Source organism: Rhodobacter sp. NSM (assembly GCF_052244495.1).
Lineage (GTDB): Bacteria > Pseudomonadota > Alphaproteobacteria > Rhodobacterales > Rhodobacteraceae > Cereibacter_A.
This window is the reverse complement of the sequence record NZ_JBQPXH010000004.1, coordinates 96733-119310: the sequence shown is the minus strand read 5'-3', so window position 1 is coordinate 119310 and position 22578 is coordinate 96733. Positions and strand designations below refer to the sequence as shown.

Sequence of the window (22578 nt, the reverse complement as noted above, 5' to 3'; positions counted from 1 at the left end):
GAGTACGATGAAGACGGAGGTCTTGTGATGGACACTTCCGCGGCAGGTTCCAGCGCAGCGGCCGAACGGGGCGAGGAATACCTCACGCTCGACGCCCTGTGCGAAATCGCGAAGCTTCTGACCGGAGCGAGCGACCCGATCGCCCGCATGCCCTCGGTCTTCGGGGTCCTCGGCTCCTTCATGGGCCTCAGGCACGGTGCGCTCGCGCTGTTGCAGGAGGGGGCGCAGTCGGAATCGTCGCGCAACGCCCGACATATCAATCCCTACGTCGTGGCTGCGACGGCGGCCGGCGTGCCGACGGCTCCCGGCACCTGCCGGGCCATTCCCGCACAGGTCGCCCGCCACGTCTTCCGCAACGGCGTGTCGATCGTCTCCTGCGACATCCTGCAGGAATTCGGCCCCGACTCGCTGCCGCCCGGCCTCGACGACGGCCGGCACGCCCTGATCGCCGTTCCGATCCGGGATCAGGCGAGCACGCCCTTCGTGCTCGGCGTCCTCTGCGCCTACCGCAACCTCAAGGACAACGGGGCGCGCCACCTCGATACCGACCTCCGGGTGATGAACATGGTGGCCGCCGTCCTCGAGCAGTCCATCCGCTTCCGGCGGCTGGTGGCGAGGGACCGTGACCGGATCCTGCAGGAGGCGCGCGAGGCCATAAGGGTTGCCGCCGAGGCCACCGCGGCGCCGCCGGCCGAGGCGCCCGCGGAAGCGCTCGACGGCGTCATCGGTTCGAGCCCCGCGATCCAGCGGGTGATCGGGCAGATCCGCAAGGTGGCGGGCACGCATACGCCCGTTCTCCTGCGTGGCGAAAGCGGCACGGGCAAGGAGGTCTTCGCCCGCGCGCTGCATGCCCTCTCCGACCGGCGCGACCGGCCCTTCATCAAGGTCAACTGCGCGGCGCTGAGCCAGTCGCTGCTCGAATCCGAACTGTTCGGTCACGAGAAGGGCTCGTTCACCGGCGCAGTGCAGCAGAAGAAGGGCCGCTTCGAACTGGCCGACGGAGGCACGCTCTTCCTCGACGAGATCGGCGAGATCAGCCTCGAGTTCCAGGCCAAGCTGCTGCGCATCCTGCAGGAGGGCGAGTTCGAGCGCGTCGGCGGCTCGCGCACGCTGCGGGTCGATGTCCGGCTGGTGACGGCCACCAACAAGGACCTGGAACGTGCGGTCGCCAACGGCACGTTCCGGGCCGACCTCTATTTCCGCATCTGCGTCGTGCCGATCGTGCTGCCGCCGCTGCGCGACCGCAAGGAAGACATCGGCCTGCTGGCGCAGGGACTGCTCGACCGCTTCAACAAGCGCAACGGCATGAAGAAGAAGCTGCACCCTTCCGCCGTTACCGCGCTGGCGCAATGCAACTTCCCCGGCAACGTGCGCGAACTCGAGAATTGCATCGCCCGCGTGGCGGCGCTGTCGCCCGACACGGTGATCCATGCGGACGATCTGGCCTGCCACCACGACCATTGCCTGTCCGCGGATCTCTGGAGGTTGCAGACCGGCGGCGCCTCGCCGGTGGGCGGGCTGGCGCAGGGGCCGCTGGAATTGCCCGTGCTGGGAAGCCGTCCGCCCTCGGCGCCGGCACCGGTGCCTGCTGCTCCGCCTGCGGCCCCGGCAGCAGCCGAGCTGCCCGAAGCGCCCGCTGCGCCGCCGCTCTCGGTGGTGCCGCCCGCGCGTCCGCAGCCGCTGGACGGAGAAGCCGCCGAGCGCGAGGCGCTCATCGAGGCGATGGAGCGCGCCGGATGGGTGCAGGCCAAGGCCGCGCGCCTGCGCGGCATGACCCCGCGGCAGATCGGCTACGCGCTGAAGAAATACAACATCCGCGTCGAGAAGTTCTGACACCTGCCTTTCGACATCCGCGACGCCCCGGCCTTGCCGGGGCGTCTGCTTTTCGACGGATGCGCCGCGACCGCTCCGCGGCGGGTGGTGTCCCCCAACCCGACAGGGTGGAGGGCGCGGCACTCCGGTCGTTGTCGGGTTTCCGACCTTCACGCCCCGGCTGCCGCGCCTGTCGGGGCGAAGTGCTTGGACGCGGTGGCTTGGCACGCGCCGTGCTTCTCCGAAATCCGACACAGGACAGGCGGAGGCGCGGAACATGGCCAACATCATCTCGCTGGGCGGACTTCAGGTCGCGTCGCGTGACGAGCTCGGGCAGGCGATGGGTGGCGGCTGCACCTCGTCCTCCTGCGGGACCAAGGCCGGCCCGGCGGACATGGACCCGGCGATATGGGCCAAGGTGAAGGACCACCCCTGCTACTCCGAGGAGGCGCACCACTACTTCGCCCGGATGCATGTCTCGGTCGCGCCCGCCTGCAACATCCAGTGCAACTACTGCAACCGCAAGTACGACTGCGCCAATGAAAGCCGCCCCGGCGTCGTGTCCGAGCGGCTGACGCCCGAGCAGGCCGCCCGCAAGGTGCTCGCCGTCGCGGCCGAGGTGCCGCAGCTCTCCGTCCTCGGCATCGCCGGTCCGGGCGATGCGGCCTATGACTGGAAGAAGACCCGGGCCACCTTCGACATGGTCCAGAAGCAGCTTCCCGACATCAAGCTCTGCCTCTCGTCGAACGGTCTCGCCATGCCGGATCACGTCGACGAGATCGTCGAGATGAACATCGACCATGTGACGCTCACCATCAACACGCTCGACCCCGAGGTGGGGGCGAAGATCTACCCCTGGGTCTTCTTCCGCGGAAAGCGGCACGAGGGAATCGAGGGCGCGACCATCCTTCTCCAGCGCCAGATGGAGGCGCTCGAGATGCTCGTGGCGCGCGGCGTGCTGGTCAAGGTGAACTCCGTGCTGATCCCCGGCATCAACGACGAGGGCATGACCGAACTGAACCGCGTGGTGAAGGCCAAGGGCGCGTTCCTCCACAACATCATGCCGCTGATCTCGGATCCGGCGCATGGCACGCATTTCGGCCTGACCGGCCAGCGCGGGCCGACCGCCGCCGAACTGCGCGCCGTGCAGGAGGCCTGCGGCGACGGGGCGAACCTGATGAAGCACTGCCGCCAGTGCCGCGCCGATGCGGTCGGCATGCTGGGCGAGGACCGGGGACAGGAGTTCACCCTCGACAAGCTGCCCGAGACCATTGCCGAGGACGGCGAGGAGAAGCGCGCCGCCTACCGCGACTGGGTCTCGCGCGAGCGCGAGGACCGTCGCGTGGCCACCGAGGCCGCGCAGGCGGAGGCGGCCGAGGTCGCGGCGCCGCCGATGCTGGTGGGCGTCTGCACCAAGGGCGGCGGCCGGATCAACCAGCACTTCGGCCACACGACCGAGTTCCAGATCTACGAGGTCGACGCGACCGGCGTCCGCTTCGTCACGCACCGCCGGGCCGACAACTACTGCGTCGGCGGCCACGGCGAGGGCGACAAGCTCTCCGAGATCATCCGCACGCTGGAGGGTGTGCCCGTGGTCCTCTGCTCGCGCATCGGCGAGGCGCCACGTGGCAAGATGGCCGAAGCCGGCATCGAGGTCATCGACAGCTGCGCGATGGACTACATCGAGACGGCAATCCTCGACCTCTACGCCGAACGCCACCGCAGCACCGGGACCGGGGCGCTGATCGCCTGACCCCCGCGCCACCGCCCGAGGAGCCCGCCCATGCCCTACCGCATCGTCACGCCGCAATGCACCGCCTGCGGAGCCTGCGAGATCGAATGCCCAAGCTCGGCCATCGGCTTCGCGGGCGAGGCCTACAGCATCGATCCCGCCCTCTGCACCGAATGCGCGGGGCATTTCGAGAGTCCGCAATGCGCCTCGGTCTGTCCGGTGCCGAAAACCTGCGTGCCCGCCTGATGCCCGGGGGCCCGGAGCCGCTCGACTGGCAGGGAGCCGCCGTCGATTGCGGCACCTGCCGTCACCGCGAGCGTCTTTCGCAGGGGCTCTGCGGGCCCGGCTGGGCCTGCGTGAACGACCGCTACACGAAGCGGATCGAGCGGTTCTTCCTGCTCGGGCCCGAGCTCGCCGACGCCTTCCTGACGCATCCCTATTTCGAGACGCGGGCGCAGGCGGCGCGGCGGGCGAACCTCTTCCGGCTGCCACAGCTCCTCGAGGACCCCGATCCCGGCGTGCGGGCGGTCGCGGTGCTTCGGCTGCCGCCCGCGCAGGCGCGCCGCCTCGTGGCCGATCCCGACCGCGGGGTGCGCATCGCCGTGGCGCATCGCCTGCCACTGGCCGACCTGCATCTCGTGATGCGGGACGAGGATCCGGCCGTCCGCCTCGTCGTCGCCCGCCGGGCCGAGGAGGGCACGCTGCCCGTCCTCGCCCATGATCCCGACCCCGAGGTCCGCCGTTCGGTCGCGCGCAGGATCGACCCGGCCTGGCTCGTCCATTTCAACGCCGATCCCGAGCCGCTGGTGCGTCGCGCCGCGGCCGAGCGGATCGAGCCCACCCGCCTCGGCGCCTTCGCCGCCGATCCCGACCTCCGTGTCCGCCATGCGGTTGCCGAACGCGCCGACGAGGACATCGCGCGCCGCCTGGCAGCGGACGAAGATCCCCTGATCCGCGAGACCGCCCTCAGGCGGCTCGCCCAGCTCCGAGAGGAAAGCGATGCCTGAGGTCGACGATACCGTGGAGATCTACGCCCCGCCGCTGTTCGAGCCGGGCGAGAAGGTGCAGTCGCGCTTCACCGTGAAGAACGATGGCACGATGTGGGATGCCGAACTGGGCGAAGTCGTCGTCCACAAGGGCGACGAGGGCTATGTCCGCGACATCGGCACCTATCTGCAACGCTATTACATCTATGCGGTCGAATTCGTCGGACGCCAGCGCATCGTCGGCATGCGCGGGCGCGAGCTGATCGGCCTCGACACCACACAGGAGGAAACCCGATGAAGGTAATGATCAGCGAGGGCGCGAAGGGCTTCGTCGCCTATGTGGCGAAGAAGGACCTCGAGGAGCCGGTGGTCGAGATGGAGAAACCCGGCATGTGGGGCGGCTGGGCGAAGCTCGGCAACGGCTGGATCTTCCAGATGCCGGAATACGACACTCCGCCTTCGCTGCCCCTCACGGTCGAGGCACGCCGCCTGACCGACATGGAGGAGTGATCCCATGAACCGCGAGATGCTGCGGGTCGCTCTGGATGCGGTCGGGCAGGGACGGGTCGTGCCCTATCTCGGCGCCGAGGTCGCGGCGCTCGGGGGCGCGATCTCGTCGCCCGCGGCGCTCTCGGCCGTGATCGAGGCGCAGGTGCGGGTGCCGAAACGCGCCCAGGGCAACCTGTGGGCGGCGGCACAGTTCGTCGAGACGCGGAAGTTCCGCGCCACGCTCGAGAAGATGGTGGTGCAGGCCTTCGCGGAGCCCGCCGGAGCCAATCCGATCCACGACTGGCTGGCTGCCGTGCGCCCGCCGCTGGTGGTCGATGCCTGGTACGATCCGGGCCTCGTCCGATGCTTCCGCAACGGGTCGGGCGACTGGGGGCTCGTCCAAGGCGTAAGCCGCAACGGCGAATGGGCCGAGATCTGGCACCGCGCCTATGGCGCCGACGACGTGCTTCGTCCGGAGGGTGCCGATCCCGCCTGGCCGACCTTGCTCTACAAGCCGCATGGCATGGCGGTGCCCGGACATTCCTTCCTCGTCTCGGACAGCGATTATGTCGAGGTCCTGACAGAGATCGACATCCAGTCGCCGATCCCCGAGGAGGTGCAGAACCGACGCACCGGCCGGGGCTTCCTCTTCCTCGGCTGCCGCTTCGACGACCAGCTTCTGCGGACCTACGCCCGGCAGATCGCGAAGCGGTCGGGGCTGGGACATGTGGCGGTCATCGAGGGTGAGCTCAGCCGCATGGAGCGGCTGTTCCTCGAGGAACTTGCCATCGAGCGTATCGACCTGCCGCTCGCGGCGGTCGTCGAGGAACTGGCGGAGCGGCATCTCTCTGCCCACTGACCGCATCGCAGCCTTGCCTCGCCAGGGCGGAACCGGTGGCTTTGCTCCTGTGTTGTTGTCGTCTCGGAGCATCGTCCGGACTTCGGACGCTGCTTGCTTGATGAGTACCCGTACAGGAGCAGAGCCATGAATGCATTCGACTCGTCCCTCGTCTCGTTCTACGAAAGCCTGCGGCCGGCAAGGCTGATGACCTACGAAGACGTTTTCGGCGCCGGTCTCGGCCTTCCGGCCACGACCACTTGGGAAGCGGTTCTCGGCTCCTGGGCCGACGTGGACCTCAAGGGCGCCGAGCGGGCGATGGAGCCGTGGAAGCCGTCGACCGGCTTGAACGATCTCGGCACCCGCGGCGCGGGCGACACCGCCACCAGCGACGCCGGGTCCAAGCCGAAGACCTGATCGGCGGCCATCCGACGCGCCACCTGCTGGAAGGACAAGGGGCCGAAGCATTGCTTCGGCCCCTTGTCGTGCATTGTCCCCGGACGCGGCCGGTCGAGCCGTCCGGTAGCGGGCATCGCTTTGCATGAGCGCGCTCGATCCGGCGCCGCCGGCATTCGATCCGAACCTCCGACACAGTCTGCCCCTGCCGTCCGTCGGCACGTTTCCAGGTCCCGCGGGAGCGTGTCCGCCGGCCGTTGCGCGGGAGGGACGCGCTGCGGGAAGCCGCGGCCGGCATGACAGTGTCGCCCCTTTTGTCGGCTTTCGCACATGACAGGCCGCGGTCGGACCGCTTCGACCGACATGCGACAATCCCGGTCCGGCGCCGCAAGTGGTTCATCCCTCAGGAAAAAGGGCGTGGCGCGACTTGGCACAGTGGCTGCTTTTCTGCTGACGAGACCGGCGACCATCGCCGCCTTCACCAGAAACACCCTTTCGCAAAAGGACATGAACATGGGAAAACTCCGGCAGATCGCTTTCTACGGCAAGGGCGGGATCGGCAAGTCGACGACCTCGCAGAACACCCTCGCGGCGCTGGTCGAGATGGGTCAGAAGATCCTCATCGTCGGCTGCGACCCCAAGGCTGACTCGACCCGCCTGATCCTGAACACCAAGCTTCAGGACACCGTGCTCCACCTCGCCGCCGAAGCGGGCTCGGTCGAAGACCTCGAACTCGAGGACGTGGTGAAGATCGGCTACAAGGGCATCAAGTGCACCGAAGCCGGCGGCCCGGAGCCGGGCGTGGGCTGCGCCGGCCGCGGCGTGATCACCGCGATCAACTTCCTGGAAGAAAACGGCGCCTATGACGATGTGGACTACGTGTCCTACGACGTTCTGGGCGACGTGGTCTGCGGCGGCTTCGCCATGCCGATCCGCGAGAACAAGGCTCAGGAAATCTACATCGTCATGTCGGGCGAGATGATGGCGCTCTACGCTGCCAACAACATCGCCAAGGGCATCCTGAAATACGCGAACTCGGGCGGCGTCCGTCTCGGCGGCCTGATCTGCAACGAGCGCAAGACCGACCGCGAGCTCGAACTGGCCGAAGCCCTGGCTGCCCGTCTCGGCTGCAAGATGATCCACTTCGTCCCGCGCGACAACGTGGTGCAGCACGCCGAACTTCGCCGCGAGACCGTGATCCAGTACTCGCCCGAATGCAAGCAGGCGCAGGAATACCGCGAACTGGCCCGCAAGATCCACGAGAACTCGGGCAAGGGCGTGATCCCGACCCCGATCACGATGGAAGAGCTGGAAGAGATGCTGATGGACTTCGGCATCATGCAGTCCGAGGAAGACCGGCTGGCCGCCATCGCCGCCGCCGAGGCCTGATCATCCGATCGCGGGGGCCGGGCGCAGCCCGGTCCCTTCCCCCTCCCTGCCGTATGGAGCCCGCCCCATGGCGAAAGACATCGCTGATTCTGCAGAGCAGAACATGAAGCTGATCGAGGAGGTGCTCGCCGCCTACCCCGACAAGGCCAAGAAGAAACGCGCCAAGCACCTCGCCGTCGCGCAGCCCGTCGCCGAGCCCGAGCCCGGCATCCAGTCGAAATGCGACAGCGTGAAGTCGAACATCAAGTCGGTCCCCGGCGTGATGACCATCCGCGGTTGCGCCTACGCCGGTTCGAAGGGCGTGGTCTGGGGCCCGGTCAAGGACATGCTGCACATCAGCCACGGCCCCGTCGGCTGCGGCCACTACAGCTGGTCGCAGCGCCGCAACTACTACACCGGCACCACCGGCGTGGATTCGTTCGTGACCATGCAGGTCACCACGGACTTCCAGGAAAACGACATCGTCTTCGGCGGTGACAAGAAGCTGGAAAAGTCGATCGACGAACTGAACACGCTCTTCCCGCTGAACAAGGGCATCTCGATCCAGTCCGAATGCCCGATCGGCCTGATCGGCGACGACATCGAGGCGGTGTCGAAGAAGAAGATGAAGGACATCGACAAGCGCATCGTTCCCGTGCGCTGCGAGGGCTTCCGCGGCGTTTCCCAGTCGCTCGGCCACCACATCGCGAACGACATGATCCGCGACTGGGTGCTGGAAGCGGGCGAGGGCGCTCGTGCGGGCTACGTGGCCGGCGAGTATGACGTCAACATCATCGGCGACTACAACATCGGCGGCGACGCCTGGTCCTCGCGCATCCTGCTGGAAGAGATCGGCCTGAACGTGATCGCCCAGTGGTCGGGCGACGCCACGATTGCCGAGATCGAGCGCGCTCCGGCGGCCAAGCTGAACCTCATCCACTGCTACCGTTCGATGAGCTACATCTGCCGGCACATGGAAGAGAAGCACGGCGTTCCGTGGATGGAATACAACTTCTTCGGGCCGAGCCAGATCGCGGCCTCGCTGCGCGCCATCGCCGCGAAGTTCGATGCCAAGATCCAGGCCAATGCCGAAGCGGTCATCGCCAAGTACCAGCCGCTCGTCGATGCGGTGAACGCGAAATACAAGCCGCGCCTCGAAGGCAAGAAGGTGATGCTGTACGTGGGCGGCCTGCGTCCGCGCCACGTGGTCGATGCCTACCACGACCTCGGCATGGAGATCGTCGGCACGGGCTACGAATTCGCCCACAACGACGACTACAAGCGCACCGGCCACTACATCAAGGAAGGCACGCTGATCTACGACGACGTCTCGGGCTACGAGCTTGAGAAGTTCGTCGAGGCGATCCGTCCGGACCTCGTGGGCTCGGGCATCAAGGAGAAGTACAACACGCAGAAGATGGGCATCCCGTTCCGTCAGATGCACTCGTGGGACTACTCCGGCCCGTATCACGGCTACGACGGCTACGCGATCTTCGCGCGTGACATGGACCTCGCGATCAACAACCCCGTCTGGGGCATGTTCGACGCGCCCTGGAAGAAGACGGCCTGAGCCGACACCGGGGGGCTCGCTCCCGCCCCCCACCTCCCCTCCACCCATGCAAGGTGCGTCCCGGAATGAGGACGGCCAGCAGAAGGATCATGCTTATGCCGCAGTCGGCCGACAAGGTTCTGGATCACAAGGATCTGTTCAAGGAACCCGAATATCAGGCGATGCTCGAGAAGAAGCGCGCCACCTTCGAGAACGCGACCCCCGCCGAGACGGTGGCCGAAACCGCGGACTGGACGAAGTCCTGGGACTATCGCGAGAAGAACCTCGCCCGCAGCTGCGTGACCATCAACCCGGCCAAGGCCTGCCAGCCGCTCGGCGCCGTCTTCGCGGCCGCCGGCTATGACAGCACCATGAGCTTCGTGCACGGCTCGCAGGGCTGCGTGGCCTACTACCGCTCGCACCTTGCCCGCCACTTCAAGGAACCCTCGTCGGCCGTGTCGTCGTCGATGACCGAGGACGCGGCGGTGTTCGGCGGCCTGAACAACATGGTGGAAGGCCTCGCCAACACCTACGCGCTCTACTCGCCGAAGATGATCGCCGTATCCACCACCTGCATGGCGGAAGTCATCGGCGACGACCTCAACTCCTTCATCATCAAGTCGAAGGAAAAGGAAAGCGTCCCGGCCGACTTCCCGGTGCCCTTCGCCCATACGCCGGCCTTCGTGGGCAGCCACGTCGACGGCTACGACAACATGCAGAAGGGCATCCTGTCCAACTTCTGGAAGGACGCGCCGCGCACCGCCGGCGAGGGCCTGAACATCATTCCGGGCTTTGATGGCTACTGCGTCGGCAACATCCGCGAGATGAACCGGATGCTCGGCCTGATGGGCGTCGAGGCGACCGTTCTGGGCGATGCCTCGGACGTCTATGACACCCCCTCGGACGGCGAATACCGCATGTATGCGGGCGGCACCACGCAGGAGGAGATCAAGGAGGCCCTGAACGCCAAGGCCACCATCTCGCTGCAGGAATACTGCACCCGCAAGACGCTCGCCTTCTGCGAGGAAGTGGGCCAGGAGACCTCGTCGTTCCACTATCCGATGGGCGTCAAGGCCACGGACGAGTTCCTGATGAAGGTCTCGGAACTGACCGGCAAGGAAATCCCCGAGCAGCTCCGTCTCGAGCGCGGCCGCCTGATCGACGCCATGGCCGACAGCCAAGCCTACCTGCACGGCAAGACCTACGCCATCTTCGGCGACCCGGACTTCGTCTATGCGATGGCCCGCTTCGTCATGGAGATGGGCGGCGAGCCGAAGCACTGCCTCGCCACCAACGGCGGCAAGGACTGGGAAGCGCAGATGAACGAACTGCTGGCCTCCTCGCCCTTCGGCGAAGGCTGCCAGGTCTGGGCGGGCAAGGACCTCTGGCACCTGCGCTCGATCCTGGCCACGGAACCGGCGGACCTGCTGATCGGTAGCAGCTACGGCAAGTATCTCGAGCGTGACTGCAACGTGCCGCTGATCCGCCTGACCTTCCCGATCTTCGACCGTCACCACCATCACCGCTTCCCGACCTTCGGCTACCAGGGGGCGATCCAGGTGCTGGTGAAGATCCTCGACAAGATCTTCGACAAGCTCGACGACGAGTCCGACATCTCGTTCGACCTGACCCGCTGAGCCCGTGCGGCGCGCCCTTGGGCGCCCGTGCCAGCCAGGCGCAGGACGGCCGGTGCTCCGCACCGGCCGTTTTCGTTCAGGCCGGGTGTCGCAGATGCGACAAAGCCCGCAGCGCCTTTCCTCGCGGCGCGTCGCACGCGCCGCCGGTTGCGCCCGTTGTCACGGGCAGCCGGCCGGTTTCCCTTCCCGTTCAATGGCAAGGACCATGCGCAGTCGTGTGGCCACGGGCTTGGCACGCTGGCTGCTTCCCTCTCATCAACCCGGAAGGAGCGGCACATGTCGGACGCCTTGAAGCAGAAGATCCAGGATGCCTTTCAGGAGCCCGGCTGCGCGACCAACGCCGCCAAATCCGAGGGCGAGCGCAAGAAGGGCTGCGCGAAGCAGCTCACTCCTGGCGCGGCGGCGGGCGGCTGCGCCTTCGACGGGGCGATGATCGCGCTGCAGCCGATCACCGACGTGGCGCATCTGGTGCACGCCCCGCTCGCCTGCTGGGGCAACGGCTGGGACAACCGAGGCTCGGCCTCGTCGGGTTCCGAGCTCTATCGCCGCGGCTTCACCACCGACCTCTCCGAACTCGATATCGTCATGGGCAATGGCGAGAAGAAGCTGTTCCGTTCGATCCGCGAGGTGATCGCGCAGGAGGACCCGGCCGCGGTCTTCGTCTATGCCACCTGCGTCACGGCGCTGATCGGCGACGACATCGGCGCGGTCTGCAAGGCGGCCTCCGACCGCTTCGGCCGCCCGGTGATCCCGATCAACGTGCCGGGCTATGTCGGCTCGAAGAACCTCGGCAACAAGCTGGGGGTGGATGCGCTGGTCGAACATGTCGTGGGGACGATGGAGCCCGAGACGACCACCGATTGCGACATCAACATCATCGGCGACTTCAACCTGTCGGGCGAGATCTGGCAGGTGAAGCCGCTCTTGGACCGGCTGGGCATCCGCATCCTGGGCAGCGTCTCGGGGGACGCGCGTTATGCGCAGGTCGCCATGATGCACCGGGCGCGGGTGACGATGCTCGTCTGCTCGCACGCCTTCATGGGCATCGCCCGCAAGCTCGAGGACCGCTACGGCATCCCGTGGTTCGAGGGCAGCTTCTACGGCATTTCCGACACCTCGGACGCGCTGCGGACCATGTGCCGGATGCTGGTGGAGCGCGGCGCAGCCGCGGATCTCATGGACCGATGCGAGGCGCTGATCGCCGAGGAAGAGGCCCGCACCTGGGCCGCGCTGGAGCCACTCCGCCCTGCCGTCGCCGGCCGGCGCGTGCTGCTCTACACCGGCGGGCACAAGACCTGGTCGGTCGTTTCGGCGCTGCAGGAACTGGGGATGGAGGTGGTCGGCACCTCGATGCGCAAGGCCACGACCGGCGACCGCGAGCGCGTTACCGAGATCATGGGCACTGACAGCCACATGTACGAGAACATGGCGCCGAAGGAGATGTACCGGATGCTCCGCGACGCGCGGGCCGACGTGCTGATGTCGGGCGGGAGGTCGCAGTTCGTGGCGCTGAAGGCGCGCGTGCCGTGGATCGACGTGAACCAGGAAAAGCACGAGCCCTACGCGGGTTACATGGGCATGGTCGATCTCGTGCGCGCCATCGACCGGTCGCTGAACAACCCGATGTGGGCGGAACTGCGCGAGCCTGCGCCTTGGGAGGTTCCGGTCGAAGAGACCGCCGTGGCGCCCTTCAGCCTCGCGGCCGTTCCCGGCTCGAAGGCCGATTTCGAGGATTGCTGACATGGCCCGCCTGACCCACCCCGACCGCGCGCTGTCCACCAACCCGCTCAAGGTCTCGGCCCCGCTGGGTGCCGCGATGGCCTATCTGGGCATCGAGGGCGCGATCCCGCTCTTCCACGGCGCGCAGGGCTGCACCGCCTTCGCGATGGTCCACATGGTCCGCCACTTCAAGGAGGCGATCCCGCTTCAGACCACCGCGATGAACGAGGTTTCGGCGATCCTTGGCGGCGGCGAGCAGATCGAGGAGGCGATCGAGAACCTCCGCAAGCGCGCCAGCCCGAAGTTCATCGGTATCGCCTCGACCGCGCTGGTCGAGACCCGCGGCGAGGACGTGGCGGGCGAGTTGCGTGAAATGCTGCGCCGCCGGACGGATTTCGCCGATACCACAGTGGTCTACGCGGCGACACCGGATTTCACGGGCGGGCTGGAAGACGGCTGGGCCCGCGCGGTCGAGGCGATCATCGACGCGCTTGCCGTTCCTTGTGCGCGCCGTCCGGGGCAGGTGAACCTGCTGCCCGGCGCCAACATGACCGCGGCCGATGTCGAGGAGATCGCAGGGCTGGTCCGTGCCTTCGGACTTACGCCCATAGTTCTGCCCGATATCTCGCTGTCGCTCGACGGTCATCTGGCCGAGGATTGGCGCGGCCATTCGCTGGGCGGCACGAAGCTGGCCGATATCGCTTCGATGGGCGGTTCGGTCGCCACCTTCGCCATCGGCGAGGCGATGCGCCCCGCGGCCGACAAGCTCGCGGCCCTCGGGGTGCCGGCGCTGGTGCTGCCCTCGGTCACCGGGCTGAAGGCGGTCGATGCCTTCGTGGCGGCGCTGATGAAGCTGTCGGGCGCCGATGTGCCCGCCCTGGTCCGGCGCGACCGCGCGCGGCTGTCGGATGCGATGCTGGACGCGCATTTCCATATCGGAGGGCTCAAGGTCGCCATGGGGGCCGACCCCGACCTCGGCTTCGCGCTCGGCTCGACGCTGCTGGCGATGGGCGCGGAGGTGATGGCCGTCACCACGACGGCCGGCCTCGCGATGGAGAGGCTGGGCGTGGACGAGGTGGTGATCGGCGATCTCGGCGATCTGGAACGGCTGGCCGAGACGCGGGGGGCGGGGCTCGTCCTGACCCATGCCCACGGCCGGATGATGGCCGATCGGCTGCACCTGCCGCATGTCCGGGTGGGCTTTCCGATCTTCGACCGCCTCGGGCCGCAGGACGCCTGCCGCACCGGCTATCGCGGCACGCGGGCCTTCCTCTACGAGGTCGCCAATGCCGTGCTCTCGCATCCGCACCGGCCGCGCCCGGAAGACTTCGGCGCCGCCCGTCCGTCCCCGGAGTTCGACCATGCCCCCCCGCCGCCTTCGTCTCATTGAACCGGAGCCCATCATGACCGACCCGGCCGAAACGCCCCTCAGGATCGCCATCGCGACCAACGACCTGGAAAACCTCAACGCCCATTTCGGCTCCTGCCGGAGTTTCGCGATCTGGGAGGTTACGTCGAAATCCGCCCGCTTCGTCGAGGCGGTCGGCTTTGACGAGACCACCGATCAGGGCGGCAAGCATGACGACAGCGCCGACCGCATCACGCCCAAGGTCGAGGCGCTGACGGGCTGCGCGCTCCTGTTCGTCCTCGCCATCGGCGGCCCGGCGGCCGCCAAGGTCGTACGGGCCGGCGTCCATCCGATCAAGCGCAAGGATCCCGAGCCGATCAGCGCCGTGATCGATCAGGTTCAGACCATGCTGAACGGCAACATCCCGCCGTTCCTGAGAAAAGTGCTCGGCCGTCCGGCCCCCAGCTTCATCGAGGAGGATGTCTGATGTCCGACACCGAGACCCTGCCGCGCGGCGGCCTCTATCCGGCCAGCGACTATCTCGACCAGCTCGCCTCGATCATCCGGGCGCAGGACAGCTATGGCCACTGGGACGGCAAGACCGATGCCGACCTGCTTGCCGAATACATCCTGACGCCCGAGGAGCGCCGCGAGATCCCGATCATCAGTGATCCCGAACCCGAGACGATCGCCCGGATCGAGAAGTTCTATGATGCCGTGGGCCTTCTGGTCGAGAAGCGGACCGGCGTCATGGCGGGGCAGATGGCCAAGTTCCACCACGAGGGCTTCGGCCGCGTGGTGCTCATCGGCGGCAGCCTCGTGCTCATCTCGAAGCACATGCGCGACGTTCACCGCTTCGGTTTCGCCACCTACGCGAAGCTTGCCGAGGCGGGCGAGAAGCTGACGGCGGACGCCGTGAAGAAGATCGAGACCTATCCCGAGGCCGCGCGCGACTGACGCGCGTCCGAACCCATGCCGGCCGCCGCGCGGCCGCCCCATCCCGGCGCCGCTTGCGCCCAGACAGGAGACCGAGTTGTTCATTACCGCATTCACCCGGGGCGGAACCGAATACACGCCCAAGTTCCTCATCTCCATCGACATGAAGACCTGCATCGGCTGCGGTCGCTGCTACAAGGTCTGCGGTCGTGACGTGATGACCCTGCGCGGCGTCAACGAGGATGGAGACCTCGTCGAATGCTCGGAAGACGAGGATGACGATGACGACGAGATCCTCCGCAAGGTCATGGTCATGGCCAACCCGGAGCTCTGCGTCGGCTGCGGAGCCTGCAACCGGGTTTGCCCGAAGGATTGCCAGACCCATGAACCAGTGGAGCGCTGACCTCTTCACGGATCAGGACGCCGACAGGGCCGACATCGCGGCGATCATCGCCCATGCCTTGCGCGAGCATGCCGCCGGGAAGGGAGAGCTTGCCGATCTTCTCGGGCTGGAGCCGGCCGCGCTGCAGGCCATGGTCGCGCGCTGGTGTCCGGGGCTGACGCTGCCGTCGCTCGTGCCGCTGGCGCCGGTGCCGATCGAGCAGTCGGACCTCGTGACGCTTCTGCTGTGGCGCGGGGGACGCGGCGGCGACGAGGCGCGCTGGCTCGCGGCGATCCTCGCCCGTCGCGCGCTCGAGGCAAGCCACCTCTGGGAGGATCTGGGCCTGCCTTCGCGCCGGCACCTCGGCCTGCTGATCGAGCGGCATTTCCCGCGCCTGCATGCCGCCAACACGCGCAACATGCGGTGGAAGCGCTTCTTCTACCGCCAGATCTGCAGCGACAACGGCGGTACGATGTGCCTCGCCCCGAACTGCGAGGACTGCGCCGAGAAGCCGATGTGCTTCGGCCCCGACACGGATTGAGCGACGCGCCCGGCGGCTCGGCGGGCGCTCGAACTCTCTGTCGCAAACCCGTCATTGTCGCGTTCCGTTCAGGGGCCACGCCGGCCGGACCAAGGCACCAACTCTCTGAAAAGGCGCTCATCCGAGACTTGGCACGGTGCATGCTTCTCCTCAGGCGGGAGCCCCGCGACACTCAGGAGAGTTCGGATGATCCAGATTACCCCAGCCGCCCAAGCCGCCATCAGGGGAGCCATCGAGGGCTCCGGACAGCCGGTCGTGGGCCTGCGCCTCATGGTCCAGTCCGGAGGATGTGCCGGCCTGAAATACGGCATGTCGCTGGAGCTGAAGGAGGCCGCGGACGATGTCGTGGTCGAAGCCGACGGCGTCCGGGTGCTGATCGATCCGCAGAGCGGCGAGCATCTCAAGGGCGCGACGATCGACTTCGTCACCTCGATCGAGGGGACGGGCTTCGTCTTCGACAACCCGAATGCCAAGGGTGGCTGCGGCTGCGGCAAGTCCTTCTGCTGAGGTGGCGCGATGCTCGACTTTTCCGAAAAGGCCCTCGATCACTTCTTCAATCCGCGAAATGCCGGTGTGCTCGAGGCGGCGAATGCGGTCGGCATGGCGGGATCGCTCGAAGGGGGTGACGCGATCCGGCTCATGCTGCGGATCTTGGACGGCACGGTAGCCGAGGCCCGCTTCCAGGCCTTCGGCGGCGGTGACGCGATCGCCTGCTGCTCGGCGCTGACGGTGATGATCTCCGGGCAGGAGCTCGCGGTCGCGCGGCGGATCACGGCCGATGAGATCGGCGCGTCACTCGGCGGCCTGCCGGGCAGCCGGCGCCACGCGGCGGATCTCGCCTGGACCGCGCTCCAGACGGCGCTCTGCCAGTTCGAGGGGCGGAGCTTCGAGCCGCCGAAGCCCGCGCCCGCGCCGGCCGCGCCGGTAAAGCTGCTGGCACCCAGGCACGAATCCAGGCCGCGCGTTGTCCGGGATACGCCGCTGGCCCCGGACGAGGAGGCCCGCCTGATCGCCGAGGTGATCGAGAGCGTCCGGCCGCGGCTTCGCGCCGACGGCGGGGACGTGACGCTGGTCGCGGTCGAGGGATCGAAGGTGCGCGTGCATCTGACCGGTGCCTGCTCGGGCTGCCAACTGGCCGCCCTTACTCTCGGAGGGCTGCAGAAGCGGCTGGCCGACACGCTCGGCCGCCCGATCCGGGTGATCCCCGAAGAGAAGAAGCCTCTCGTCGCCATCGCGGGAGCGCGGTGATGGACCGGATCTATCTGGACAACAACGCGACGACCCGGCTTGCACCCGAGGTGCTGGAGGCCATGCTCCCCGTCCTGACGGAGGATTTCGGCAATCCCTCCTCGATGCATGATCTCGGCCGCGCCCCGGCCCGCGCGCTGTCGTCTGCGCGGCGCGCGGTGCAGGAGCTCGTGGGTGCCGAAGTCGAGAGCGAGATCCTCTTCACCTCCGGCGGGACCGAGGCCGACGTCACGGCCATCCGCTCGGCGCTGGCGGTCGATCCCGCCCGGCGGGAAATCGTGACCTCGACCGTCGAGCACGCCGCGGTGCTCGCGCTCTGCGATCATCTGGAGGCGCATGAGGGCGTCACGGTCCACCGCATCCCGGTGGACGCCGACGGTCGGCTCGACATCGACGCCTATCGCGCCGCGCTCTCGCCGCGGGTCGCGCTGGTCTCGATGATGTGGGCCAACAACGAGACCGGCACCGTCTTTCCGGTCGAGGGGCTGGCCGAACTCGCGCATGGGGTGGGCGCGCTCTTCCACACCGATGCGGTGCAGGCGGTGGGCAAGGTGCCGGTGGCGCTGCGTGGGACCGATATCGACATGCTGTCGATGAGCGCGCACAAGTTTCACGGGCCGAAGGGCGTCGGCGCTCTCTGGCTGCGCAAGGGGGTGGCGTTCCAGCCGCTGATCCGGGGCGGCAAGCAGGAGCGGGGCCGCCGCGCCGGGACGGAGAACATCCCCGGCATCGTGGGCTTCGGCCGCGCGGCGGAACTTGCGCAGGGTGCCGACAACGGGGCCGTGCGGCTTCTCCGTGACCGGCTCGAACAGGGCGTTCTCGGACGCATCCCGCAGTCCCGCGTGCTCGGCGATCCGCTGGACCGGCTGCCGAACACCTCCTGCATCGCCTTCGACTTCGCCGAGGGAGAGGCCATCCTCATGCTGCTCGACCGGGCCGGGATCTGCGTCTCGTCCGGCGCGGCCTGCGCCTCGGGCGCGATGGAGCCGAGCCACGTGATCCGCGCGATGAAGGTGCCCTTCACCGCCGCACATGGCGCGATCCGCTTCTCGCTCTCGCGTGAGACGACCGCGGCCGAGATCGACCGCGTGATCGAGGCGCTGCCGCCGATCGTGGCGCAGTTGCGAGCCTTGTCGCCCTTCGGGGCCGAGGAGGTGCGGTGATGTCGCGCCAGCAACCTGCCGCGAGCTTCCTGCGCGAAAGCCCGCTTGCACCCGTCGCGATCTGCGACACGACACTGCGCGATGGCGAACAGACCGCGGGCGTGGCGTTCAGCCGGGCCGAGAAGCGGGCGATCGCCGAGGCGCTGCAGGACGCCGGCGTGACCGAGATCGAACTGGGTGTGCCCGCGATGGGCGAGGATGAGCGCGCCGATATCCGCGCGGTCGCCGCGGTGCTGCGGACATCCGCGCCGGTCGTCTGGTGCCGGCTGCGCGCCGAGGATCTGGCGGCCGCGCAGCGGACGGGCGTCGTGCGCCTCCACATCGGGGTTCCGGTATCGGAGCGGCAGATCACGGCAAAGCTCGGCAAGGATGCGGACTGGGTGCGCGACAAGGTCGAGAAGCTTGTCCGGGCGGCCTCCTGGGCGGGCCACAAGGTTTCCGTCGGTGCCGAGGATGCCTCGCGCGCGGATCCCTTCTTCCTGACCGAGATCGCGCATATCGCGGCCGAGGCAGGCGCGATCCGGTTCCGCATCGCGGACACGCTGGGCGTGCTCGATCCCTTTGCGACCCATGATCTCGTGAGCCGGGTCGTGACGCGCTGCCCGATCCCGGTGGAGTTCCATGGCCATAACGATCTGGGCATGGCCACCGCCAACAGCCTCGCCGCCGCGCGCGCGGGTGCCTCGCATCTTTCGGTCACGGTCAATGGCCTCGGCGAGCGTGCGGGGAATGCCGCGCTCGAGGAAGTCGTGGCGGCGCTCGAGGCGGCAGGCCGGACCACCGGCATCGCACTCGGCCAGCTGTGTGCCCTCTCCGACATGGTGGCCCGCGCGTCGGGGCGCATGCTCTCGCCGCAGAAGCCGATCGTGGGCGCCGGGGTCTTCACCCATGAATGCGGCATCCATGTCGATGGCCTGATGAAGGACCGGGCGACCTACGAGAGCGCCGACCTGCGCCCCGAACGCTTCGGCCGCAGTCATCGCATCGCCATCGGCAAGCACACCTCCACCTCTGGCCTCGCCCGAGCGCTGTCCGAGGCCGGCCTGCCGTCCGATGCGACGACGGCCGCGGCCCTCATGCCCGCCCTGCGCGACTGGGCCGCATCCGCCAAACGGGCCGCCGCGCCGGACGACCTCGCGCGTCTGCTGGCGGCCCTCACCGAAACCACCTGATGGAGGCCACGATGACCACGGGATCCGACGTCCTTGAAGAGTTGCGCAAGCTCTCTGCTGCCGAGGAAATCTTCGATGCGCTCGAGCATCCGTTCCGGCCGGAGGTGGTGAATGTCTCGCGCCTCCACATCATGAAGCGGTTCGGCCAGTATCTGGCGGCCGTCGACTTCGCGGCGCTGGACGAGATGGACGCCCGAGCCGCCGCGCGCGATGCGCTTTCACGCGCCTACACCGATTTCGTCGACAGCACTCCGCAGGACGAGAAGGTGTTCAAGGTCTTCGCGAAGCCGTCGCGCGTCTTCGTCCCCCTGACCGGCCTCACGGTGGTCGAGGAGTAGCAGGACAACCGATCCCGCGCCGCCGTCGCGGATCGAGATTCGCTGCGGGCTTCCCTTCGGGGGAGACCGCGACCCAGGAAGGGCTGCGACGCCGCGCGCGGTCCCGACTCAGGAAGCTGTGCTAGGGTGTGCTCATGGACATGATGCAGTTCCAGCGTCAGACGACCCAGCTGGCCATGACCCAGCGGATGCAGGAATCGCTCCGCATCCTGCAGATGAGCAACGCCGACCTCACCGACTATCTCGTCTCGCAGGCACTGGAAAATCCCTGCCTTGAGGTGCACGTGCCCGAGGGGGCCTCCGTCGCCCCGGCGCTTCCCTCGCGGGGGATCCAGGCGGCGGTGGATCGCGATGCCTTCGCCACGGTCGAGGGTCAGCCGGTCAGCCTGATCGCGCATGTCGAGGAGCAGATCGACCTCGCCTTCTTCGATCCGGGCGACCGGCGCATCGCCCTGGCATTCGCCGAGGCGCTGGAGCCGTCCGGCTGGCTCGGCGCACCCGTTGCGGAAATTGCCATGGAAGCCGGCGTCGACGAGGCCGAGGCCATGGCCATCCTCGAGCGGATGCAGGCCTTCGAGCCCGCCGGCCTCTTCGCCCGCTCGCTGGCAGAATGTCTCTCGCTTCAGCTTGAGGACCTCGGACTCCTGACCTGGGAGTTGCGGACCATGCTCGACAACCTGCATCTCGTGGCCGAGGGCAAGATCGCCGAACTCGCGCGCCGCTGCGACTGCGAGCCGGAGCATGTGCGAGAGAACCTGGCCCTGATCCGCACGCTCAAGCCCAAGCCGGGCGAAACCTTCGCTCATGACCGGACGCCGATCCAGCCACCCGACCTGCGCGTGCTGCGCGGCGAGGATGGCTGGGAAGTGGAACTCACGCGGGCGCAGCTTCCCCGCATCCGCGTGAACGAGGCGGCGGCGACGGGAGACACCTCGGCGGATGCCTGGCTCTTGCGCGCCCAGTCTCAGGCGCGCTGGCTCATGCGGGCGGTCGAGCGGCGGCAGGCGACCTTGCTGCGGACCGCGGTCTGCCTCGTGCGTCAGCAGGCGGCCTTCCTCGAGCAGGGGCCTCGGGCGCTGAAGCCTTTGTCGATGGATGAGGTGGCGCTCGAGCTGGAACTGCATCCCTCGACGATCAGCCGCGCCACGGCCACGCGCCTCATCGAGACGCCGCGGGGCCTGATCCCGCTGCGTTCGTTCTTCAGCCGGTCCGTCACCTCGGACGGGCCAACCGCTCCGCAGTCGCAGGACGCCCTGATGGCGCTGGTCGGCGAGATCGTCGCGCGCGAGGATCGCATGCGACCCTTTTCGGACGATGCGATCGTGAAGCAGGCGAAGCTTGCCGGTGCGGTGCTCGCGCGGCGCACCGTCACCAAGTATCGCGAAGCGCTGGGGATACCGTCCTCCTACGACCGCAAGCGCGCGGGAGCCGCTGCCTGAGGGGGCAGACGACGGACGCCGGGTCCCGGCCGACCGACGCCGTCCATGCCAAAGAGCAACCGGAACCGCCGACCGCCTTCCATGGTGATCCGGCCGATACCGGGGGTGCCGACGCTCGGGCGACCGGAGCCGTGCGGGTCCGGCGGATCATGCAGGAGTCGTCGCGCTCGGGTGGCCGGCGATCAGGGCTGCAGCAGCGCTGCCGTGCCGGCATCGGGTCGGCCAGCGAACCAGCGGCCGAGCGCCGCGCGGAAGACCGAATGAGCGCTGCCGTCAGCCGCGTCGAAGAGGCTCATGCAGGAGTGGAACTTCAGGTCGTCCGGCGTGCCGAAAAGGTCGCGGACCGAGGCGGGATCATTCGAGAGTACCGTTTCCGTCGCAAATTCCAGCCGTTTGCCGAGGACCGGATGGGCAAGGTAGGCCCGAGCCTCCTCCATCGAGGCGATTCCGTAGCGGATGGCCATCTCGGATTGCCCGAGGCCTCTCATCTGGGGAAAGACGAACCACATCCAGTGGCTCTGCTTCCGGCCGTCCCGCAGTTCCTTCACGGCCGTCTCGAACACGGGCATCTGCGCGGCAAGGAACCGCTTCAGGTCATGGGGATCGTCCTGCATCCGGTCCTCTCAGGCGGCCGTCGTTCCGGCGACGTGGATCATCACCGCAGCGTAATAGACCACGCTCGCGGTCAGGACGAAGAGATGCCAGATCGTGGTGTGGAAGGGCAAGCGTTCAAAGAGAAAGAAGAACACCCCGACCGTGTAGAGGATGCCGCCGACGGCGATGAGGGCGAGGACATGCCCGTCCAAGGCTGCGAAGAGCGGCCAGCCGAAGAAGACGCCCGCCCAGCCCATCCCGAGGTAGAGCGCCAGCGCGCCCCATCGATATTTCTCGGGCGAGTGCAGCTTGAGCGCCGTGCCGCAGAGCGCCGCCGCCCAGATCCCGGCGAGAAGGATCAGCCCCTGCCCGGAGATCAGCGTGAAGGCGGAGTAGGTGCCCGCGATCTTGCAGTAGATCGCCGAGTGGTCGAGACGGCGCAGCAGCGTGGTCCAGTCCGGGTGAGGCACCATGTGATAGACGGCCGAGCAGAAGATCATCAGGATGAGCGTGACGCCATAGATCGCGGCACCCGCCACTGCCATGCCGTCCCCGCGCCACAGCACGGTCAGCGCGATAAGGATCGGCACGCCGCAAAGGGCTGCGGCGATGCCAGAGACATGCACGGCGGCATCCGAGAGTCTCTCGGCGCGGCTGTAACCTGAGCGGGGTGCGAAGTGTGTCATCATGTCGCTACGCTAGCACGCGCCCGCGGTTCCGACGGATGGATTCTGCGTGATGAGGCTCATTAAGGCGTGGAACAATCGCGAAAGTTCGAAACTTCCTCCTCGCGTTGCCGACAGGTCCAAGCCGGACGTGGGCGCAGGTTCATCCTGACGGTTCGTCCTGACCTCCGGATGGCGAAGCAGGCCGCATCACAGGGTCGATTTC

The 22578-nt window shown here is 67.8% G+C and carries 25 protein-coding genes; 23 read left to right on the top strand and 2 right to left on the bottom strand.

What is annotated here, in order from left to right; all coding sequences use genetic code 11:
• Positions 1-27: 27 nt before the first annotated feature.
• The 23 genes from nifA (at position 28) to rpoN (ending at position 21093) form a co-directional block, all read left to right on the top strand.
• Positions 28-1833 carry a nif-specific transcriptional activator NifA gene (gene nifA / locus ACTVZP_RS10165; protein WP_443212044.1) on the top strand — a complete coding sequence of 602 codons (1806 nt, stop codon included), beginning with the start codon at positions 28-30 and terminating at the stop codon, positions 1831-1833.
• Positions 1834-2089: 256 nt separating this feature from the next.
• On the top strand, positions 2090-3565 hold the full coding sequence (nifB, locus tag ACTVZP_RS10160) for a nitrogenase cofactor biosynthesis protein NifB (RefSeq protein ID WP_443212043.1): 1476 nt from the start codon (positions 2090-2092) through the stop codon (positions 3563-3565).
• A gap of 30 nt (positions 3566-3595) precedes the next feature.
• The gene (locus ACTVZP_RS10155; protein ID WP_443212042.1) at positions 3596-3790 is read left to right on the top strand and encodes a 4Fe-4S dicluster domain-containing protein; all 195 of its coding nucleotides are present in this window, start codon (positions 3596-3598) and stop codon (positions 3788-3790) included.
• On the top strand, positions 3790-4551 hold the full coding sequence (locus tag ACTVZP_RS10150; protein ID WP_443212041.1) for a 4Fe4S-binding leucine-rich repeat protein: 762 nt from the start codon (positions 3790-3792) through the stop codon (positions 4549-4551). The genes ACTVZP_RS10155 and ACTVZP_RS10150 overlap by 1 nt, the downstream gene beginning before the upstream one ends.
• Positions 4544-4828: a nitrogen fixation protein NifZ gene (locus ACTVZP_RS10145; protein WP_443212040.1), complete on the top strand. Its 285-nt coding sequence runs from the start codon at positions 4544-4546 to the stop codon at positions 4826-4828. Before ACTVZP_RS10150 ends, ACTVZP_RS10145 begins: the two co-directional genes overlap by 8 nt.
• A complete protein-coding gene (gene nifT / locus ACTVZP_RS10140) occupies positions 4825-5040 on the top strand; it encodes a putative nitrogen fixation protein NifT (protein ID WP_443212039.1) in 216 nt (71 codons plus the stop codon). Before ACTVZP_RS10145 ends, nifT begins: the two co-directional genes overlap by 4 nt.
• Positions 5041-5044: 4 nt before the next feature.
• Complete coding sequence (locus ACTVZP_RS10135) at positions 5045-5878, top strand: SIR2 family NAD-dependent protein deacylase (RefSeq protein WP_443212038.1); 834 nt, start codon at positions 5045-5047, stop codon at positions 5876-5878.
• Between the two features lie 126 nt (positions 5879-6004).
• On the top strand, positions 6005-6274 hold the full coding sequence (locus ACTVZP_RS10130) for a hypothetical protein (RefSeq protein WP_443212037.1): 270 nt from the start codon (positions 6005-6007) through the stop codon (positions 6272-6274).
• A gap of 492 nt (positions 6275-6766) precedes the next feature.
• Positions 6767-7642 (top strand): nitrogenase iron protein, encoded by an 876-nt coding sequence (nifH, locus tag ACTVZP_RS10125; RefSeq protein ID WP_443212036.1) that lies wholly within the window; start codon positions 6767-6769, stop codon positions 7640-7642.
• 67 nt (positions 7643-7709) lie between these two features.
• Positions 7710-9191, top strand: coding sequence for a nitrogenase molybdenum-iron protein alpha chain (gene nifD, locus ACTVZP_RS10120; protein ID WP_443212035.1), 1482 nt, complete (start codon positions 7710-7712; stop codon positions 9189-9191).
• 95 nt (positions 9192-9286) lie between these two features.
• On the top strand, positions 9287-10807 hold the full coding sequence (gene nifK / locus ACTVZP_RS10115) for a nitrogenase molybdenum-iron protein subunit beta (protein ID WP_443212300.1): 1521 nt from the start codon (positions 9287-9289) through the stop codon (positions 10805-10807).
• Between the two features lie 276 nt (positions 10808-11083).
• Positions 11084-12547 (top strand): nitrogenase iron-molybdenum cofactor biosynthesis protein NifE, encoded by a 1464-nt coding sequence (gene nifE / locus ACTVZP_RS10110; protein ID WP_443212034.1) that lies wholly within the window; start codon positions 11084-11086, stop codon positions 12545-12547.
• 1 nt (position 12548) lies between these two features.
• A complete protein-coding gene (nifN, locus tag ACTVZP_RS10105) occupies positions 12549-13916 on the top strand; it encodes a nitrogenase iron-molybdenum cofactor biosynthesis protein NifN (protein WP_443212033.1) in 1368 nt (455 codons plus the stop codon).
• A gap of 13 nt (positions 13917-13929) precedes the next feature.
• Positions 13930-14361 (top strand): nitrogen fixation protein NifX, encoded by a 432-nt coding sequence (gene nifX / locus ACTVZP_RS10100; protein ID WP_443212032.1) that lies wholly within the window; start codon positions 13930-13932, stop codon positions 14359-14361.
• A complete protein-coding gene (locus tag ACTVZP_RS10095; protein WP_443212031.1) occupies positions 14361-14831 on the top strand; it encodes a NifX-associated nitrogen fixation protein in 471 nt (156 codons plus the stop codon). Before nifX ends, ACTVZP_RS10095 begins: the two co-directional genes overlap by 1 nt.
• Positions 14832-14907: 76 nt before the next feature.
• Positions 14908-15213, top strand: coding sequence for a ferredoxin III, nif-specific (fdxB, locus tag ACTVZP_RS10090; RefSeq protein WP_443212030.1), 306 nt, complete (start codon positions 14908-14910; stop codon positions 15211-15213).
• A complete protein-coding gene (locus ACTVZP_RS10085; RefSeq protein WP_443212029.1) occupies positions 15194-15733 on the top strand; it encodes a nitrogen fixation protein NifQ in 540 nt (179 codons plus the stop codon). Before fdxB ends, ACTVZP_RS10085 begins: the two co-directional genes overlap by 20 nt.
• Before the next feature lie 186 nt (positions 15734-15919).
• Positions 15920-16240, top strand: a complete 321-nt coding sequence (locus ACTVZP_RS10080; protein ID WP_443212028.1) for an iron-sulfur cluster assembly accessory protein — start codon at positions 15920-15922, stop codon at positions 16238-16240.
• A 9-nt stretch (positions 16241-16249) separates the two neighbouring features.
• Positions 16250-16981: an iron-sulfur cluster assembly scaffold protein gene (locus ACTVZP_RS10075; RefSeq protein WP_443212027.1), complete on the top strand. Its 732-nt coding sequence runs from the start codon at positions 16250-16252 to the stop codon at positions 16979-16981.
• Positions 16981-18144: a cysteine desulfurase NifS gene (gene nifS, locus ACTVZP_RS10070; RefSeq protein WP_443212026.1), complete on the top strand. Its 1164-nt coding sequence runs from the start codon at positions 16981-16983 to the stop codon at positions 18142-18144. The genes ACTVZP_RS10075 and nifS overlap by 1 nt, the downstream gene beginning before the upstream one ends.
• Positions 18144-19316, top strand: a complete 1173-nt coding sequence (gene nifV, locus ACTVZP_RS10065; RefSeq protein ID WP_443212025.1) for a homocitrate synthase — start codon at positions 18144-18146, stop codon at positions 19314-19316. Before nifS ends, nifV begins: the two co-directional genes overlap by 1 nt.
• A gap of 11 nt (positions 19317-19327) precedes the next feature.
• Positions 19328-19654 carry a nitrogenase stabilizing/protective protein NifW gene (nifW, locus tag ACTVZP_RS10060; protein ID WP_443212024.1) on the top strand — a complete coding sequence of 109 codons (327 nt, stop codon included), beginning with the start codon at positions 19328-19330 and terminating at the stop codon, positions 19652-19654.
• A 134-nt stretch (positions 19655-19788) separates the two neighbouring features.
• Entirely contained in the window at positions 19789-21093 is a 1305-nt protein-coding gene (gene rpoN, locus ACTVZP_RS10055; RefSeq protein WP_443212023.1) for an RNA polymerase factor sigma-54, read from the top strand.
• Positions 21094-21275: 182 nt separating this feature from the next.
• Here rpoN and ACTVZP_RS10050 read toward each other — a convergent pair whose 3' ends face one another.
• The gene (locus ACTVZP_RS10050) at positions 21276-21707 is read right to left on the bottom strand and encodes a DUF1810 domain-containing protein (protein WP_443212022.1); all 432 of its coding nucleotides are present in this window, start codon (positions 21705-21707) and stop codon (positions 21276-21278) included.
• A 9-nt stretch (positions 21708-21716) separates the two neighbouring features.
• Positions 21717-22376 (bottom strand): PAQR family membrane homeostasis protein TrhA, encoded by a 660-nt coding sequence (gene trhA, locus ACTVZP_RS10045; RefSeq protein ID WP_443212021.1) that lies wholly within the window; start codon positions 22374-22376, stop codon positions 21717-21719.
• Positions 22377-22578: the final 202 nt, after the last annotated feature.

Excerpts from the sequence above, each read along its gene's own strand:
- nifB (WP_443212043.1), top strand. The coding sequence starts at position 2,090 with ATGGCCAACATCATCTCGCTGGGCGGACTTCAGGTCGCGTCGCGTGAC.
- ACTVZP_RS10095 (WP_443212031.1), top strand. The coding sequence starts at position 14,361 with ATGTCCGACACCGAGACCCTGCCGCGCGGCGGCCTCTATCCGGCCAGC.
- nifW (WP_443212024.1), top strand. The coding sequence starts at position 19,328 with ATGACCACGGGATCCGACGTCCTTGAAGAGTTGCGCAAGCTCTCTGCT.
- ACTVZP_RS10145 (WP_443212040.1), top strand. The coding sequence starts at position 4,544 with ATGCCTGAGGTCGACGATACCGTGGAGATCTACGCCCCGCCGCTGTTC.
- ACTVZP_RS10050 (WP_443212022.1), bottom strand. The coding sequence starts at position 21,707 with ATGCAGGACGATCCCCATGACCTGAAGCGGTTCCTTGCCGCGCAGATG.
- nifH (WP_443212036.1), top strand. The coding sequence starts at position 6,767 with ATGGGAAAACTCCGGCAGATCGCTTTCTACGGCAAGGGCGGGATCGGC.
- nifS (WP_443212026.1), top strand. The coding sequence starts at position 16,981 with ATGGACCGGATCTATCTGGACAACAACGCGACGACCCGGCTTGCACCC.
- nifT (WP_443212039.1), top strand. The coding sequence starts at position 4,825 with ATGAAGGTAATGATCAGCGAGGGCGCGAAGGGCTTCGTCGCCTATGTG.
- rpoN (WP_443212023.1), top strand. The coding sequence starts at position 19,789 with ATGGACATGATGCAGTTCCAGCGTCAGACGACCCAGCTGGCCATGACC.
- nifA (WP_443212044.1), top strand. The coding sequence starts at position 28 with ATGGACACTTCCGCGGCAGGTTCCAGCGCAGCGGCCGAACGGGGCGAG.
- ACTVZP_RS10155 (WP_443212042.1), top strand. The coding sequence starts at position 3,596 with ATGCCCTACCGCATCGTCACGCCGCAATGCACCGCCTGCGGAGCCTGC.
- ACTVZP_RS10080 (WP_443212028.1), top strand. The coding sequence starts at position 15,920 with ATGATCCAGATTACCCCAGCCGCCCAAGCCGCCATCAGGGGAGCCATC.
- nifV (WP_443212025.1), top strand. The coding sequence starts at position 18,144 with ATGTCGCGCCAGCAACCTGCCGCGAGCTTCCTGCGCGAAAGCCCGCTT.
- nifX (WP_443212032.1), top strand. The coding sequence starts at position 13,930 with ATGACCGACCCGGCCGAAACGCCCCTCAGGATCGCCATCGCGACCAAC.
- ACTVZP_RS10130 (WP_443212037.1), top strand. The coding sequence starts at position 6,005 with ATGAATGCATTCGACTCGTCCCTCGTCTCGTTCTACGAAAGCCTGCGG.
- ACTVZP_RS10085 (WP_443212029.1), top strand. The coding sequence starts at position 15,194 with ATGAACCAGTGGAGCGCTGACCTCTTCACGGATCAGGACGCCGACAGG.
- ACTVZP_RS10135 (WP_443212038.1), top strand. The coding sequence starts at position 5,045 with ATGAACCGCGAGATGCTGCGGGTCGCTCTGGATGCGGTCGGGCAGGGA.
- nifN (WP_443212033.1), top strand. The coding sequence starts at position 12,549 with ATGGCCCGCCTGACCCACCCCGACCGCGCGCTGTCCACCAACCCGCTC.
- nifK (WP_443212300.1), top strand. The coding sequence starts at position 9,287 with ATGCCGCAGTCGGCCGACAAGGTTCTGGATCACAAGGATCTGTTCAAG.
- ACTVZP_RS10150 (WP_443212041.1), top strand. The coding sequence starts at position 3,790 with ATGCCCGGGGGCCCGGAGCCGCTCGACTGGCAGGGAGCCGCCGTCGAT.
- trhA (WP_443212021.1), bottom strand. The coding sequence starts at position 22,376 with ATGATGACACACTTCGCACCCCGCTCAGGTTACAGCCGCGCCGAGAGA.
- nifD (WP_443212035.1), top strand. The coding sequence starts at position 7,710 with ATGGCGAAAGACATCGCTGATTCTGCAGAGCAGAACATGAAGCTGATC.
- nifE (WP_443212034.1), top strand. The coding sequence starts at position 11,084 with ATGTCGGACGCCTTGAAGCAGAAGATCCAGGATGCCTTTCAGGAGCCC.
- ACTVZP_RS10075 (WP_443212027.1), top strand. The coding sequence starts at position 16,250 with ATGCTCGACTTTTCCGAAAAGGCCCTCGATCACTTCTTCAATCCGCGA.